This window comes from Streptomyces sp. NPDC091412, assembly GCF_044756885.1.
In the GTDB taxonomy this organism is placed as follows: Bacteria; Actinomycetota; Actinomycetes; order Streptomycetales; family Streptomycetaceae; genus Streptomyces.
On sequence record NZ_JBIVTV010000004.1, the window covers coordinates 614,435 to 629,621 of the forward strand.

14 protein-coding genes are annotated in these 15,187 nt (G+C 69.9%); 9 read left to right on the top strand and 5 right to left on the bottom strand.

From position 1 onward, the window contains the following. Positions 1 to 20: 20 nt before the first annotated feature. Complete coding sequence (locus ACIQMV_RS14005; RefSeq protein ID WP_402592820.1) at positions 21 to 611, top strand: TetR family transcriptional regulator; 591 nt, start codon at positions 21 to 23, stop codon at positions 609 to 611. A 16-nt stretch (positions 612 to 627) separates the two neighbouring features. Here the strand turns inward: ACIQMV_RS14005 and ACIQMV_RS14010 are convergent, their stop codons facing one another. Both ACIQMV_RS14010 and ACIQMV_RS14015 read right to left on the bottom strand, forming a co-directional pair. Continuing rightward, positions 628 to 1,050 (bottom strand): hypothetical protein, encoded by a 423-nt coding sequence (locus ACIQMV_RS14010; RefSeq protein WP_402592821.1) that lies wholly within the window; start codon positions 1,048 to 1,050, stop codon positions 628 to 630. 318 nt (positions 1,051 to 1,368) lie between these two features. Then, the gene (locus ACIQMV_RS14015) at positions 1,369 to 2,814 is read right to left on the bottom strand and encodes an MFS transporter (RefSeq protein WP_376500978.1); all 1,446 of its coding nucleotides are present in this window, start codon (positions 2,812 to 2,814) and stop codon (positions 1,369 to 1,371) included. 81 nt (positions 2,815 to 2,895) lie between these two features. On the opposite strand from ACIQMV_RS14015, the gene dusB reads away from it, so the two are divergent. Continuing rightward, a complete protein-coding gene (dusB, locus tag ACIQMV_RS14020) occupies positions 2,896 to 4,038 on the top strand; it encodes a tRNA dihydrouridine synthase DusB (RefSeq protein ID WP_225075057.1) in 1,143 nt (380 codons plus the stop codon). 87 nt (positions 4,039 to 4,125) lie between these two features. On the opposite strand, the gene ACIQMV_RS14025 is transcribed toward dusB, so the two are convergent. Continuing rightward, positions 4,126 to 6,114, bottom strand: coding sequence for a CDP-alcohol phosphatidyltransferase (locus ACIQMV_RS14025; protein WP_402592915.1), 1,989 nt, complete (start codon positions 6,112 to 6,114; stop codon positions 4,126 to 4,128). A 994-nt stretch (positions 6,115 to 7,108) separates the two neighbouring features. On the opposite strand from ACIQMV_RS14025, the gene ppdK reads away from it, so the two are divergent. The 4 genes from ppdK (at position 7,109) to ACIQMV_RS14045 (ending at position 11,705) form a co-directional block, all read left to right on the top strand. Beyond that, positions 7,109 to 9,856, top strand: coding sequence for a pyruvate, phosphate dikinase (ppdK, locus tag ACIQMV_RS14030; protein ID WP_401771140.1), 2,748 nt, complete (start codon positions 7,109 to 7,111; stop codon positions 9,854 to 9,856). Between the two features lie 307 nt (positions 9,857 to 10,163). Then, positions 10,164 to 10,475, top strand: a complete 312-nt coding sequence (locus tag ACIQMV_RS14035) for a hypothetical protein (protein WP_402592822.1) — start codon at positions 10,164 to 10,166, stop codon at positions 10,473 to 10,475. A 268-nt stretch (positions 10,476 to 10,743) separates the two neighbouring features. Further along, positions 10,744 to 11,340, top strand: a complete 597-nt coding sequence (locus ACIQMV_RS14040) for a TetR/AcrR family transcriptional regulator (RefSeq protein ID WP_402592823.1) — start codon at positions 10,744 to 10,746, stop codon at positions 11,338 to 11,340. Beyond that, entirely contained in the window at positions 11,337 to 11,705 is a 369-nt protein-coding gene (locus tag ACIQMV_RS14045; protein ID WP_402592824.1) for a DoxX family protein, read from the top strand. Before ACIQMV_RS14040 ends, ACIQMV_RS14045 begins: the two co-directional genes overlap by 4 nt. A 204-nt stretch (positions 11,706 to 11,909) precedes the next feature. On the opposite strand, the gene ACIQMV_RS14050 is transcribed toward ACIQMV_RS14045, so the two are convergent. After that, positions 11,910 to 12,269, bottom strand: a complete 360-nt coding sequence (locus ACIQMV_RS14050) for a transposase (protein WP_402592825.1) — start codon at positions 12,267 to 12,269, stop codon at positions 11,910 to 11,912. Positions 12,270 to 12,314: 45 nt separating this feature from the next. Continuing rightward, positions 12,315 to 12,899, bottom strand: a complete 585-nt coding sequence (locus ACIQMV_RS14055) for a DinB family protein (protein ID WP_402592916.1) — start codon at positions 12,897 to 12,899, stop codon at positions 12,315 to 12,317. Positions 12,900 to 12,910: 11 nt separating this feature from the next. Here ACIQMV_RS14055 and ACIQMV_RS14060 point away from each other — a divergent pair, with 11 nt between their 5' ends. The 3 genes from ACIQMV_RS14060 (at position 12,911) to ACIQMV_RS14070 (ending at position 15,164) form a co-directional block, all read left to right on the top strand. After that, positions 12,911 to 13,033 (top strand): hypothetical protein, encoded by a 123-nt coding sequence (locus ACIQMV_RS14060; protein ID WP_402592826.1) that lies wholly within the window; start codon positions 12,911 to 12,913, stop codon positions 13,031 to 13,033. A 245-nt stretch (positions 13,034 to 13,278) separates the two neighbouring features. Next, the gene (locus ACIQMV_RS14065) at positions 13,279 to 14,205 is read left to right on the top strand and encodes an oxidoreductase (RefSeq protein WP_402592827.1); all 927 of its coding nucleotides are present in this window, start codon (positions 13,279 to 13,281) and stop codon (positions 14,203 to 14,205) included. A 176-nt stretch (positions 14,206 to 14,381) separates the two neighbouring features. Then, a complete protein-coding gene (locus ACIQMV_RS14070; RefSeq protein ID WP_141361138.1) occupies positions 14,382 to 15,164 on the top strand; it encodes a TSUP family transporter in 783 nt (260 codons plus the stop codon). Positions 15,165 to 15,187 lie beyond the last annotated feature (23 nt).

A 15,187-nucleotide genomic window follows, 5' to 3' on the forward strand; every position in this document is an offset into this window, starting at 1 on the left:
CGCCGGGTACGGTCTAGGGCATGCCACCCACCACCGAGACCCTGACCGCCGAGCGCATCCTCGAGGCGACCGAGGAGGTGCTGCGCCGCCACGGGCCGGCCAAGGCCACCGTGGTGGACGTGGCCCGCGCGCTCGGTGTCAGTCACGGCAGCGTCTACCGGCACTTCCGTACCAAGGCGGCGCTGCGCGAGGCGGTGACCAAGCGGTGGCTGGACCGCACGTCCGACGCCCTCGCCGGCATCGCCGCCGAGCACCGTGACCCGGAGGCGCGGCTTCGTAACTGGCTGCGCGGGCTGTTCGAGGCCAAGCGCCGCAAGGCGGGCGACGACCCCGAGCTGTTCGCCACGTACTCGGTGCTCACCGGGGAGAACGGCGTGGCGGTCGGCGAGCACATCGCCGACCTGACCGGCCAGCTGACCCGGATCGTCCGGGACGGCGTCGCGGCCGGTGTCTTCACGGCCGCCGACCCGGCCGTCGCGGCCCGGGCCCTGTTTCATGCCACCGGCCGCTTCCACGACCCGGGTCATGCCCGGGAGTGGAAGCGGCCGGCGGTCGAGGAGGAGTTCGAGGCGGTGCTCGAACTGGTGCTGGGCGGGCTACGAGCCCGTTAGCACCGTGTCACCTGGGTCAGGTCACGTCGACGGTGATCGTCTTGGAGCGCGTCGGACCGGACACCACACGCAGGTCGTTCTTGCCCTTGGCCAGGAGCTTCGTGGACACCGTGAAGGTGTCGCCCTTCCTGACCACGGTGGTCGCTCGCAGCGTGGTCCACTTGCCGTGGTCCAGGTGCTGGACGGTCAGCCTGGCGCCGGCCGCCATGTTCGCGGTGCGCCCGGTGAGCGTCACGCTCTCCCCGTGCCTGATCGAGGAGTGGTTGACCCTGGCCGTGATCTCCTCGGCCTTTTTGGTCGGCATGGGGCTGTGTGTGCGGGTCGCCATCGGGTTCGGGTCGCTCGCGGCGAAGGCTCCGGCAGAACCGGCCGACACCAGCGCGGCGGACAGGGCGCCCGCGGCGACTCCACAGGCACAGCGGCGGAGGGTGAGATGCATGGTGGTCTCCCGTTGGTGGTTCCCCCCTGTGTCACGCGTGCCCCGCAGGGGGCTCATCGCGCTCATCCAGATTTGCCTCTGATCGCCCGCGCGGCGACTCGGGAGGAGTAACGCGGGGCTGTGAGTGAGCGGAGCTTTGATGAGAATCCGCAGCTCAGCGGCCATGATCGCGCTTACTTCTTTCTTACCAAGCTCTCCTGTCGCGCCCCGCCCCAAACCGGCTCTCACGCCCCGCAAACATCCGTGTGCGATACGTGAGCAGTCCCCGGGGCCCTTTTCGGCGCGACCGCCGGCCTCTCTTTCGCGCGTCCGGGGAGCTCAGGCGCCGACGCCCGCCGCCTGCCGTACCTCGTGCTCCTGGAGCCGTTCGGCCGTGCGCTCGGCGGTCCGCCGGGCCCACCGGCCGCTGGTGACCGCGCCCAGTGCCAGCACCGCGGCGCCGCACACCACCAGCACCCACCATCCGTACCGGGCCGCCGGGACGAACGCGTCCCGGTAGGACGAGGAGCCGACGCCCGCGGCCAGCAGCGCGCCGACCACCGCGACCCCGAGGGTCTGCCCGAGCTGGCGGCTGGTGGAGGCGACCGCGGCGGCGACCCCGGCCTGGGCGCGCGGCATCCCGGAGACGGCCGTGTTGGTGATCGGCGCGTTGACGAAGCCGAAGCCGATGCCGAACAGGACGTACCCGATGACGAGCGTGACGTCGGAGGTCTCGGCCTCGAACGCGGCGAACAGCACCGAACTCACCGTCATGGCCGTTCCGGCGATCAGCAGGGGCAGCCGCGGCCCCCGGGTGCCGACGAGCCGCCCGGACAGCGGCGCGCACAGGAAGGTCGGTGCCGCCATCGGCAGCATCCACAGACCGGCGTGCAGGGCGTCGAGGCCGCGCACGTTCTGCAGGTACAGCGTGGACAGGAACAGGAAGCCGCCGAGCGCCGCGAACGCGCTGATCGCGATGACGGTCGCCCCGCTGAACGGTGCCGAGCGGAAGAAACGCAGGTCGATGAGCGGTTCGGTGCGGCGCGGCTCGTACCACAGCAGGCCGAGCAGGGCCGCGAGCGCGACGACGGCGAAGGGCAGGACCGTGGCGAGGCCGGAGACCGGGGCCTCGATGATCGCGTAGGTCAGGGCGCCGAACAGGGCGATGACCAGGATCTGGCCGACCGGGTCGGGCCGTCGGGCCTTCGGGGCGCGGGACTCGGGGACGAAGCGCGCGGTGAGCACCAGTGCGGCCAGGGCCACCGGCAGGTTGACCCAGAAGATCGAGCGCCAGCCGACCGACTCCACCAGCAGGCCGCCGACGAGCGGGCCGGCGGCCATGGATATGCCGACCACCGCGCCCCAGGCCCCGATGGCGCGGGCGCGTTCGCGCGGGTCGGTGAAGGTGTTGGTGATGATCGACATGGCGACCGGGTTGAGCATCGACCCGCCGACCGCCTGCACCATGCGGAACACGACCAGCAGTTCCAGGTCGGGGGCGAGGGAGCACAGCAGGGAGCCGATGCCGAAGACGACCAGACCCGCCATGAACACGCGTTTGCGGCCGATCCGGTCGGCGGTGGAACCGGCGAGCATCAGCAGCGCGGCGAGCACCAGCGTGTACGCGTCGATTGTCCACTGAAGGCCGGAGGTACTCGCGTGCAGCTCGCGTTGCATCGAGGGCAGAGCGACGTTCAGAACGGTGTTGTCGAGGCTCACGATCAGCAGGCTCATGCAGCAGATCGCGAGAACCAGGAGCCGTCGTCGGTGGCTGAGCTCGGGCATGCGTTCCATGGTACGGGATTTCAATAGTGCGGTTAACTAATGATTGATACATGGTCTGTGCCGATACGCGACAATGAGGGAATGCCCAAGCCCGAGTCCCCCCTCCAGATCGGCCCGCACACCGTCCGGCCGCCCGTGGTGCTGGCCCCCATGGCCGGTATCACCAACGCGCCCTTCCGCACCCTGTGCCGGGAGTTCAGCCAGGGCAAGGGCCTGTACGTCAGCGAGATGATCACGACCCGGGCGCTGGTCGAGCGCAACGACAAGACCATGCAGCTCATCAGGTTCGACGCGAGCGAGCGCCCGCGCTCCATCCAGCTGTACGGCGTGGACCCGGCCACGGTCGGCAAGGCCGTCCGCATGATCGCGGAGGAGGACCTCGCCGACCACATCGACCTCAACTTCGGCTGCCCGGTGCCCAAGGTGACCCGCAAGGGCGGCGGTTCGGCCCTCCCCTACAAGCGCAACCTGCTGCGGGCGATCCTGCGCGAGGCGGTCAGCGGGGCCGGCGACCTGCCGGTCACGATGAAGATGCGCAAGGGTATCGACGACGACCACATCACCTACCTCGACGCCGGAAGGATCGCGGTCGAGGAGGGCGTGACGGCGATCGCGCTGCACGGCCGCACGGCCGCCCAGCACTACGGCGGCACGGCGGACTGGGACGCCATCGCGCGTCTCAAGGAGCACGTGCCCGAGATCCCGGTGCTCGGCAACGGCGACATCTGGTCGGCCGAGGACGCGCTGCGGATGGTGCGGGAGACCGGCTGCGACGGTGTGGTCGTGGGCCGCGGCTGCCTGGGCCGGCCGTGGCTGTTCGCCGACCTGGTGGCGGCGTTCGAGGGGCGGGTCCAGGACCTGGCCCGCCCGTCCCTGCGCGAGGTCGCGGACGTCATGGTCCGGCACGCCACGCTGCTCGGCGAGTGGATCGGCGACGAGTCGCGCGGTGTCGTCGACTTCCGCAAGCACGTCGCCTGGTACCTGAAGGGCTTCGCGGTCGGCTCCGAGATGCGCAGGCGGCTCGCGGTCACCTCCTCGCTGGAGGAGCTGCGCGCCGGCCTGGACGAGCTGGACCTCGACCAGCCCTGGCCCGCCGGCGCCGACGGGCCCCGCGGCCGCACCTCCGGCAACAACCGGGTGGTACTGCCGGACGGCTGGCTGAAGGACCCCTACGACTGCGCGGGCGTCGGCGAGGACGCCGAACTGGACACCTCCGGCGGCTGACGGTCTCGACAGCCGCGACGGTGCGAACGTCGCCGTTGGGGCACCAGGACCGAGCCCGGCCCGCGCCGCCGCGCCTCCCGCCCGCCGTCAGCCCTTCGACGGGTGCGGGGTGGAGCCGTACGCCGTCAGGAAGCGGTCGCGGAAGGCGCTCATCTTCCACACCGGCGCGTCGTGGTCGGGGCGCAGGCCCTCGGTCCAGCCCCAGTCGTCGATCTTGTCCAGGACCTCGGGGTCCTTGGCGAGGATCGCGCAGGGCACGTCACGGCTGGCGTGGTCGCCGCTGACCCGGGCGTTGGGCTGGTGGTCGCCGAGGACCACGAGCACGGTGTCGTCCTTGCCGTAGCGCTCCATCCACTGGGTCAGGGCGGTCACCGAGTACTCGATCGACTTGCCGTACTCCTCGCGGGAGCGGGTGGAACTGGTGAGGATGTCCGCCGGCCTGGTGCCTGCCGCCTCGATGCCCCTGAAGACCGAGCCGTCACCGAGCTGGTCCCAGCCGACCATCTCCGGCACCGGCGCCCAGGGCTGGTGGCTGGAGGTCAGGATGACGAACGAGGTCAGCGGCTTGTCGCGCTTCCTGCCGTGCTCCAGACGCTGGAAGGCCTCCAGCGCGTACTGGTCGGGCATGGTCGACCAGCTGAACTTCGGCCCCTCGTAACCCATCCCGAAGGCGTTGTAGACCTTGTCCAGGCCGTACCACTTCGCCTCCGGCCAGCCCTTCTGCACACCCGGCATGACGCCGACCGTGTCCCAGGCCCCGGTCTTCCTGAACGCCTCGGTCAGGGTGAGGTGGTCGCCGGAGGTCACCGTGCGGTAGCGGTTCTGGTTGTCGACCCACAGGCCAGACATGAACGTGGAGTGGCCGAGCCAGCTGCCGCCGCCGTACGTCGCCGACGTCAGCCAGCCGCTCCTGGCGTGGAAGCCCGCTTCGGCCAGGGCCCGCGTACTGGCGTCGAGGGTCTTGCTGACGCCCGGCGCGGTGATCGGGTCCTCGATCGCGGTGCGGCCGTAGCTCTCGATGAACGTGAAGATCATGTCCTTCCCGCGCAGGTCCGGCACCAGCTCGCTGCCGGGGGTGTCGCGGAACGGGTCGGCCTCCGCCGTCCTCGCGAACTCCCGCTCGTCCCGGATCGTGGAGCGCAGCGCCTCCTCGTGGTACTTGACCATGACGACCGTGTGCTCGGAGGCCACCGGGACACCGGAGACCTGGACGCCCAGAGCCGAGCACGTCATCCACACCACGCTGGCGAGCAGCAGTCCGCGCGTCGAGCGGGCCTTGTCGCGGCCCAGGAAGTCGCCGACGCGCACGACCGCGAGGGCCATCACGGCGAGCACCGCCAGTACGAGGAGAGCGACACCGACGGCGGCGAGCAGCGCCGTCGTTCTGCCGAGGGTGTCCGCGAGGTACGACTGGGCGTCGTCCAGCAGCTCCCAGTCGAGGACCACGTTGAAGCTGCGGCCCAGGTACTGGTTGAACTCGATGTCCGTCAGGTTCAGCACGGTCAGCCCGCCGAGCCCCAGCCCGCCGAGCACCGCCACGGCCACCCGCGGCCGGCGCGGCAGCACCAGCAGCACGGCCGCCAGGAGCAGCCCCTCCACCGGCAGCCGCGTGAACGCCGCGACCTGGAACTGCGCCTCCTTGTTCGGCAGCAGAAGCGCGACGGCGACGAGCAGGAACGCGAGAAGGGTGCCCCCGTGGGACACCCTTCTCGCGGCCACGGGATGCGCCTCCTTCCAGCCACGCCAGACCTGGCCAACGGCCCGGGGCCGTATCGCCCGCAGGACACGGAGGGGGAGGGACGGAGAGGCGGGGGCCCCTGCCGGGGTTGCGCGGGATGCGGCGGCCCCTGCCGGGGGTGCGCCGGATGCGGAGGCCTCGGTGGGTTCGGTGGCGTGGGTCGGTTCGGTGGGTTCGGTGGGTTCGGTGGCGTCGGTCGGCTCGGCGGGTTCTGCGGGTTCGGTGGCCTGGGCGGATTCGGCGGGTTCGGTGGGTTCGGCGCGCTGGGCTGGTCCGGCGGCCTGGGCGGGCTCGGGGGTCTTGGTGGTCCGGGCGGATTCGCGGGCCTGCGCGGACATGGCGGCCGGGGCGGGTTCGTCGGTCCCGGATGCCGCTGGGGATTCGTCGTCCCCGGGAGTCCCGGTGCCGCCGGAGGTGCCCTCGGCCGTCGCCGCCACCGCCTGCGGGGCGTCGTCCACCTCGGGAGTGGTCGGGGCGGGCGTGTCCCCGGCGCGGGAGGTGGTTTTCGCTTCCCTGGACTTGCGCGCGGCGGGGACGGGGAGGGACCTGGCGGTCCGGGCCGGTGCGGCAGCGGGCGCCTCGGACCCCGGCTCGACGCGGGCGTCCACCCCCGAGTCGGTGCCGGCCTCCGCCTCCGTGCCCGTCTCAGTGCCCGCGTCCGCCTGCGCGCCCCCCGCCTCGGCGCCCGCCCCCGCCTCCGCCGGGTGCAGAGCGGCCGCCTCGGTCCCGCCCCCGCGCGACGCCGGTTCTCCGGCCGAGTCCGATGGTGCACCCGATGACTGGCGTGTATCCGTGTGCTGAGGCACCCGAAGGTCCTTCCGTGCGCGGCGTCGCTGAGGAGGTGGGCCACGCTGGGGCCCACCGCACTCCCGTACGGCCGGGCCCTCACCCGTGTTCACCGGTGCCGGGCAAACACCCGGCAAACGGAGCCCCGACCGAGGGGCCGGGAGCCGTCCGCATGGTGAAATCCGAGCGCCTGTGGCAGCGTGATTCTCGCCACCCTTGATAAGGGTTGCGCTCAGATGAGCGGATCATGAGCGGCTGCACTTCTCCAAGGTGTGGCACTCAGTGCCAGACCTTGATCGTTCATCGATCGAAAACAGACGTGCTGAGGGCCGCTCGTTTGAGCGACTGGGCGCGTCTACGGGCGTCGATTCGTTCAAGAAGTGAAAACATCTGCACCCGACGGCTTGCCAAGCCTTGACTTTCAATCCGCTGGCGGACGACTGGTTACGGGCGCATGACCCACAAGTGGACGTACCCATCGGCCTTTGATCTGGGTATGTTCCTCGCCGTCAGGGCAGCCACCGCGTCCTCGAGGAGTCGAGACCCGTGTCGGAAAACAAAGATCTCCAGGTAGCCGATCGCGGCAACAGTGTTGAGGGCGTGAAGTTCGTCTACGACTTCACCGAGGGCAACAAGGACCTCAAGGACCTCCTCGGCGGCAAGGGCGCGAACCTGGCCGAGATGACAAACCTGGGCCTTCCGGTCCCGCCGGGCTTCACGATCACCACCGAGGCCTGCAAGGTCTACCTCGACAGCGGCGAGGAGCCCGCGGCACTCCGTGACGAGGTGAGCGCGCACCTCGACGCGCTCGAGCAGAAGATGGGCAAGAAGCTCGGCCAGCCCGACGACCCCCTGCTGGTCTCCGTCCGCTCCGGCGCGAAGTTCTCCATGCCCGGCATGATGGACACCGTCCTGAACATCGGCCTGTCCGACAAGTCCGTCCAGGGCCTGGCCAAGCAGGCGGGCGACGACCGGTTCGCCTGGGACTCCTACCGCCGCCTCATCCAGATGTTCGGCAAGACCGTCCTCGGCGTCGACGGCGAGCTGTTCGAGGACGCCCTCGACAAGGCCAAGGAGACCAAGAAGGTCACCGTCGACACCGAGCTCGAGGCCGCCGACCTGAAGAAGCTGGTCACCACCTTCAAGAAGATCGTCAAGAAGGAGGCCGGCCGGGACTTCCCGCAGGACCCGCGCGAGCAGATGGACCTCGCCATCAAGGCGGTCTTCGACTCCTGGAACGGCGAGCGCGCCAAGCTCTACCGCCGTCAGGAGCGCATCCCGCACGACCTCGGCACGGCCGTCAACATCTGCTCGATGGTGTTCGGCAACCTCGGCCCCGACTCCGGCACCGGCGTCGCCTTCACCCGCGACCCCGCCTCCGGCCAGCAGGGCGTCTACGGCGACTACCTTCAGAACGCGCAGGGCGAGGACGTGGTCGCGGGCATCCGCAACACCGTCCCGCTGGCGGAGCTGGAGCGGATCGACGGCAAGTCGTACGACCGGCTGATGCAGATCATGGAGACGCTGGAGAACCACTACAAGGATCTCTGCGACATCGAGTTCACCATCGAGCGCGGCCAGCTGTGGATGCTGCAGACCCGGGTCGGCAAGCGGACCGCCGGCGCCGCGTTCCGCATCGCCACCCAGCTCGTCGACCAGGGCCTGATCGACGAGGCCGAGGCCCTGAAGCGGGTCACCGGGGCCCAGCTCGCGCAGCTGATGTTCCCGCGGTTCGACGAGCAGGCCAAGGTCGAGCAGGTCGCCCGCGGCATCGCCGCCTCCCCGGGCGCGGCGGTCGGCAAGGCGGTCTTCGACTCGTACACCGCCGTCAAGTGGTCCCGCTCGGGCGAGAAGGTCATCCTGGTCCGCCGGGAGACCAACCCCGACGACCTGGACGGCATGATCGCGGCCGAGGGCATCCTGACCTCCCGCGGCGGCAAGACCTCCCACGCGGCCGTGGTCGCCCGTGGCATGGGCAAGACGTGCGTCTGCGGCGCGGAGGACCTGGAGGTCGACACCAAGCGCCGCCGGATGACCGTCCCCGGCGGGCACGTCGTCGAGGAGGGCGACGTGATCTCCATCGACGGCTCCTCGGGCAAGGTGTACCTGGGCGAGGTCCCGGTCGTCCCGTCCCCGGTCGTCGAGTACTTCGAGGGCCGGATGCACCCGGGCGCCGACGACGCGGACGAACTCGTCGAGGCGGTCCACCGGATGATGGCCTTCGCCGACCGCAAGCGCCGCCTGCGGGTGCGCGCCAACGCCGACAACGCCGAGGACGCGCTGCGCGCCCGCCGCTTCGGCGCCCAGGGCATCGGCCTGTGCCGTACCGAGCACATGTTCCTCGGTGACCGCCGCGAGCTGGTGGAGCGGCTGATCCTGGCCGACACCCAGGCCGAGCGCGAGGAGTCCCTCAAGCAGCTCCTGCCGCTCCAGAAGAAGGACTTCGTGGAGCTGTTCGAGGCCATGGACGGCCTGCCGGTCACGGTCCGCCTGCTCGACCCGCCGCTGCACGAGTTCCTGCCCGACATCACCGAGCTGTCGGTGCGCGTGGCCCTCGCCGAGTCCCGCCAGGAGCCGCACGAGAACGAGCTGCGCCTGCTCCAGGCCGTGCACCGCCTGCACGAGCAGAACCCGATGCTCGGACTGCGCGGTGTACGCCTCGGACTGGTCGTCCCCGGCCTGTTCACCATGCAGGTGCGCGCCATCGCCGAGGCGGCCGCCGAGCGCAGGGCCGCCAAGGGCGACCCGCGCGCCGAGATCATGATCCCGCTGGTCGGCACCGTCCAGGAGCTGGAGATCGTCCGCGAGGAGGCCGACCAGGTCATCGCCGAGGTCGAGGCGGCGACCGGCACGCAGCTCAAGCTGGCGATCGGCACGATGATCGAGCTGCCGCGCGCCGCGCTGACCGCGGGCCAGATCGCCGAGGCGGCGGAGTTCTTCTCCTTCGGCACGAACGACCTGACCCAGACGGTGTGGGGCTTCAGCCGCGACGACGTCGAGGCGTCGTTCTTCACCGCCTACCTGGAGAAGGGCATCTTCGGGGTGTCGCCGTTCGAGACCATCGACAAGGACGGTGTCGGCTCCCTGGTGAAGTCCGCCGTCCAGGCCGGCCGGGCCACCCGCCCGGACCTCAAGCTCGGCGTCTGCGGCGAGCACGGCGGCGACCCCGAGTCCGTCCACTTCTTCCACGAGGTGGGCCTGGACTACGTCTCCTGCTCCCCCTTCCGTATCCCGGTGGCACGCCTGGAGGCCGGCCGGGCCTCGGTCGAGGCGGAGGGCAGCGACCACCGGTAAAGACCCCGGAGTCCTCGTCGTGGTCCCCGACCCTCACCACCGATTACGACGAGGACTCCGGTCCGCGAAAGAAGAGGGGCGGCACCCCGTGCGGGGGTGCCGCCCCCTCCATGCATCATCTGCGGAGCCTGCCAAGCCAATTCGCTGAGCAGGCAAAACGGCGTTTGGTGGCGTTGGTTGCCGTTGAACTCGCGCGAAGCCGTGTGCCCTCGTTGTGCCCTCCCGTGTCGTCGTTGCCGTCAACGTTGCTGTCATCTCATCGGGTCCTCGTCGCCCCGCGATCGGTACGCTTCCCGCGGAGGTGAGGATGTTCGATGCGGTGATCATCAGCGTCGGTAGTGTCATCTGCATGGCGTTTGGCGTGTGGTTCGTCGGGCGGCAGCACCACCGGCGCGCGGGCACCCGTGCGGGCTGGGGCGCCATAGCGATCGGACTGGGGCAGTTGTTTCACGCAGCCGGCTCCTTGGCCGGAAGTCGCCAGCCCCTCGGCTTCATCCTGGCTGCCTGTTGTGCAGCATTCAGCATTACTGGCTTCATTCTGGTGGTGCGCGACCGCGACATCCTCCGAAACGGCCGCGGCGGCCGGAAGCGCCGGAAGCTGCCTCCACTGCACCCGTGATGGGCAGGACTGGGCCTGCGCCACGCGCATCCACACGATCAGCGTCGTCTTGATCGAGGAGACGCCTGCCTGGCATGTACCGCGCGCTGCCCACGCTCGTCGTCCTGCGAGACATTGAGCCCTGTTCAGATTCAGGACGTCGGCATCGCCCTGTGGTGTCACTCCGCGTGCGTGCCCCCGTGCCCTCCCCGGCCCGGCGTGCCGAGTTCTGAAACCGTGCAGACCGACACTATTGCCTCGGTGCAGCCGCGCCGACTACCTTCTGAACATGTTCACTGAACGCGTTCAGGCAACTCGCGCCGAACGAAAACGGAGGACCACCACCCACATCATCGAAGCCGCCGAAAGACTCTTCCAGGAGCGTGGCTTCCAGGGCACAACGGTGCGGCAGATCGCGGCGGAGGCGGGTGTTTCCGTGGGTGCCGTCATGGCAGTGGGGGACAAGGAGTCTCTGTTGAGCCTTGTCTACGACCAAGCCATCGCCGCCCGCATCCCCGCGCCACCGGCGGCGGAGTCCGCAGTCTCCGCAGTCGACTACCTGGCCCATTACTTCGACCCGTTCCTCGATTTGTTCGCCGAGAACGACGAACTCGCGCGCTCGTACTTCCGGACCCTGGCCCGAGGTCAACCCGAGAACGCGGCCCTCGGCGCGCTGCGCACGCTGACCGAGGACAATCTCACCGCCGCGATGGTGAAGGCGGGAATACCCAACCCCCGCGCCCGGCACGGTGCGCAGGTGATGTTCACCAGCTACCTGGGGGAGCTGATGCTGCTTGCCGCGGGATCCACCGACCGGCAGCAGACGGCAACCGGGATCCGGCGCACCGCCGAATTCGTCACCGCACACGAAGAGGATGACCGATGACCCTCTCTGAACTCCCGTCTCCCGTCTGGCCAATCCTGATCCTGCTCGGGATACAGGCGAGCGACGCCGCAATGATGCTCCGTCCACCGAGATTCATCGTCGACTGCCTGGACGGCGTACGGTTCCCGCGCGACTGGTGGTGGGCGCTGATCACCCTCAAGGCGGCCTCCGTAGTGGGGCTCATCGTCGGGCTCTGGGTGCCCGGCGTCGCCATGACGACCACTGCTGCGATCGTTGTCTACTTCCTGGCGGCCGCCGCATCCCACATTCGCGCGCGAGCCTTGAACTCCGCGTTCTGGGTCAACTGCCTGGGCATGCTGCTGCTGTCCCTGGCTGTGCTCATGGTGAGCTTCGTGCGGCTGTAACGGGCGGCCCTCGCGGACCCAGGAGGTCGCCTTCAGGTCGGCGACGACCTCGGCCAGGACATAGTCAAGGTTTTGCGCATCTGTTCACACTCGAACACATGGGGGCGACTCGGGGCAGCGAGTGGGCTTTATGTCGGATGTGCGGTAAGCGCGATCTCGCCGTACGAGGACGCGGCTTGCCGCGATCGACCGGGTTCGGCCCGGTCAGCGATCCCTCCTTTTGGCGCGAACGGAGGCCGCGTCGACGATCGCCGAGGTCCAGTCCACCTCGCCCCGGGCCCCGAGTTCGTCCAGCACCGCCCGGTGCAGCCGACGCCACAGGCCGGCCTCGGTCCATACCGTGAAGCGGCGATGCGCGGTGGCGGGCGACGTGCCGAACGTCGGCGGCAGATGCCGCCAGGCACAGCCACTGGTCAGCATGTACTCCACTGCCGTGAACACGGCCCGCTCGTCACACGGAGCGGTCCCACCACCTTGCGGACGAGCAGCGAACGACGGCAGCAACGGGGCGGCCAGCTCCCAGAGTTCATCAGGAACCAGACGCTTCGACAGATCAGCACCCACGACCGGCATCATGCTGCACGAACATCAAGTCACGTGAGACAACCTCTATGCCTTGATTGGTGCGGCCGACCTGGCGGCCTGCTCGATCTTCGCGCAGTAGGCTGCACGGGCTTCCTCGTCGATCTGCTTCTCGTGTTCGGCGCGCAACCCGGTCCGGCCGTCGAGGCCCTCGCGCAGGATATCGGCGTGCCCGGCATGCCGGATGGACTCGCCGAGGACATGGACCATGACGGCGAACAGGTTCGTGTCGGCATAAGGCTCCGGCCACCACGGCACGTGGCCGGGGGCGTCGAGGGGAAGCTCGTTGATCGTGGCGTCCGAGTGTTCCCACGTGCGCCGGTAGAACCCGATGATCTGATCGTGGGTCTCGTCCTCGGTCGCCCACAGATCGCTGCCGTTGGAGTCCTGCCACCGGGGCAGCGGTTCCGGGGAAGGGCGGTCGAAGACCTCGCCGAAGTACCTGGCCTCGACGCTGGCCACGTGTTTGACCAGGCCGAGGAGGTTGGTCCCGGTCGCTGTCAAAGGCCGGCGGGCGTCGTATTCGGACAAGCCGTCGAGTTTCCAGAGCAGCGCCTTGCGGTCCCGCCGCAGTCTCCCGTGCAGGTTGCCTTTCGCGAATTCAGCGATCATGCGGCACGAGCTTGCCATGGGCTGCTCGTGGTCTCAAGATCCCGTACATGGTCCGCAACGACTGGCAGAGCCGAGGCCTGGCCATGGCCGCCGCCCTGACCTGCTACAAGAAGCTCGCGAAACGTGCCACGTGAGACAACCTCTGAGCCGTCGATCACGCTGAACGTCCACACGCATTTGTGGGAGGCGGAGGAAGACCGGACTGCCGACATGGTGGAGGCCGCGCTGAGCGATGTGCCCCTGAGAGTGCCCTGTGAGGGACGGCAGACCCCGAATCCCCTGTTCAGGCGATTGGTCTTGCACCCCGTGCGGGGGTGCCACCCCTCTCCTACGTTGGCTCTCAGGTGTCCGCCGTCCCACCGTCACCAGGGAGCCGTCCATGCCGGGCTGGAACACGCACGACATACCTGACCAGAGCCGCCGTACGGCCGTCGTCACCGGGGCCAACAGCGGGCTCGGTCTCGTCACCGCGCGGGAACTGGCGCGCAGGGGCGCCCGGGTGGTGCTGGCGTGCCGGAGCGAGGCGCGGGGGAGTGCGGCGGCCGATCGGCTGACGCGTGAAGTGCCGGGCGCAGAGATCGAGTTCGCGCGACTGGATCTCGGAGACCTGTTATCCGTAAGGGAGTTCGCGGACGCGTACCCGTACGAGCGGCTCGATCTGCTCGTCGACAACGCCGGGGTGATGGCGCCGCCGTACGGGACGACGGCGGACGGGTTCGAGACCCAGTTCGGGGTCAACCACCTGGGGCACTTCGCCCTCACCGGGCTGCTGCTGCCCAGGCTCCTCGACACGCCGGGCGCCCGCGTCGTGACCGTCTCCAGCATGATGCACGTGCTGGCCAACGTCGATCTGCACGACCTCAACAGCGAGCGCCGCTACCGGCGTTGGATCGCCTACGCCCGTTCCAAGACCGCGAACCTGCTCTTCACGCACGAGTTGGCGCGCAGGCTCGCGGCCACCGGGTCCGACGTGGTCGCGGCCGCCGCCCACCCCGGCTACGCCGCCACCAACCTCCAGACCGCGGGACCCCGGGCGGAGGGCCGCCGGACGGCCGAACGGCTCATGGAGGCCGGCAACCGGGTCCTCGCCCAGCGGGCCGAGGCGGGCGCCCTGCCCACGCTGTACGCGGCCACCGCACCCGGAGTGCGTCCCGACTCCTTCCACGGCCCGTCCTTCGCCCTGTGGCGCGGTGCCCCGGCCCCGTCCTGGCGGGCGCCCTGGACCCTCGACGACAGGGGCGGCCGGCTGCTCTGGGAGGCGTCCGAGCGGCTCACCGGGGTGTCGTACGGCGCGCTGAAGGGCTGAGGCGTCCTGAGGGACTGGGACGTCCTGAGGTACTGGGGCGTCCTGAAGGACTGAGGCGTCCCGAGGGGCTGAAGCGCCCTGAAGGACTGACCCGGCCGCACCTCACATGCCCCTCGGACCTCAAAAGTCCCTCAGATACGTGGACCGGGCACGGATCCCTGCCTAGGGTCGCGATCATGCCCGACATATCGCTGACCGTGGTCGTCCTCCTGTGCCTCGCCGCGTTCGCGGCCGGGTGGATCGACGCCGTGGTCGGCGGGGGCGGACTCCTGCTGCTGCCGGCGCTGCTGCTGGGACTGCCCGGCGGCACCTCGGCCGCGGCCGCGCTCGGCACCAACAAGGCGGTCGCCATCGTCGGCACCACCGGCGCGGCCGTGACCTACGTCCGCCGGGCCCCCGTGGACGTCCGCACCGCCGTCCGCATCGGGCTGGCCGCGCTCGCCGGCTCTTCCGCCGGGGCGTTCTTCGCGGCCGGGATGAGCACCGAGGTGCTCAAGCCGGTGATCATGGTGGTGCTGCTCGGGGTGGGAACCTTCGTGATCCTGCGTCCCTCGTTCGGCACCGCCCCGGCGCCCGGCCCGGCCACCCGCCGCCGGATCCTCGCGGCGATCGGCCTCGCGGGCCTCGGCATCGGCTTCTACGACGGCCTCATCGGCCCCGGCACCGGCACGTTCCTCGTCCTGGCGCTGACCGCCGTACTCCACCTGGACCTGGTGACCGCCTCCGCCACCGCCAAGATCGTCAACTGCTGCACCAACGCGGGCGCCCTGGCCACCTTCGCCTGGCAGGGCGCGATCCTGTGGCAACTGGCGGCCGTCCTGGCGGTGTTCAACCTGGGGGGCGGCGCCCTGGGCGCGCACACCGCGCTGAAGAAGGGCAGCGGCTTTGTCCGGATCGTGCTGCTGACGGTGGTGTTCGCGCTGGTGGCGAACATGGCCTACCAGCAGTGGGTGGCCTAGGGTCTGGTCGGCGCCTGGTGCCG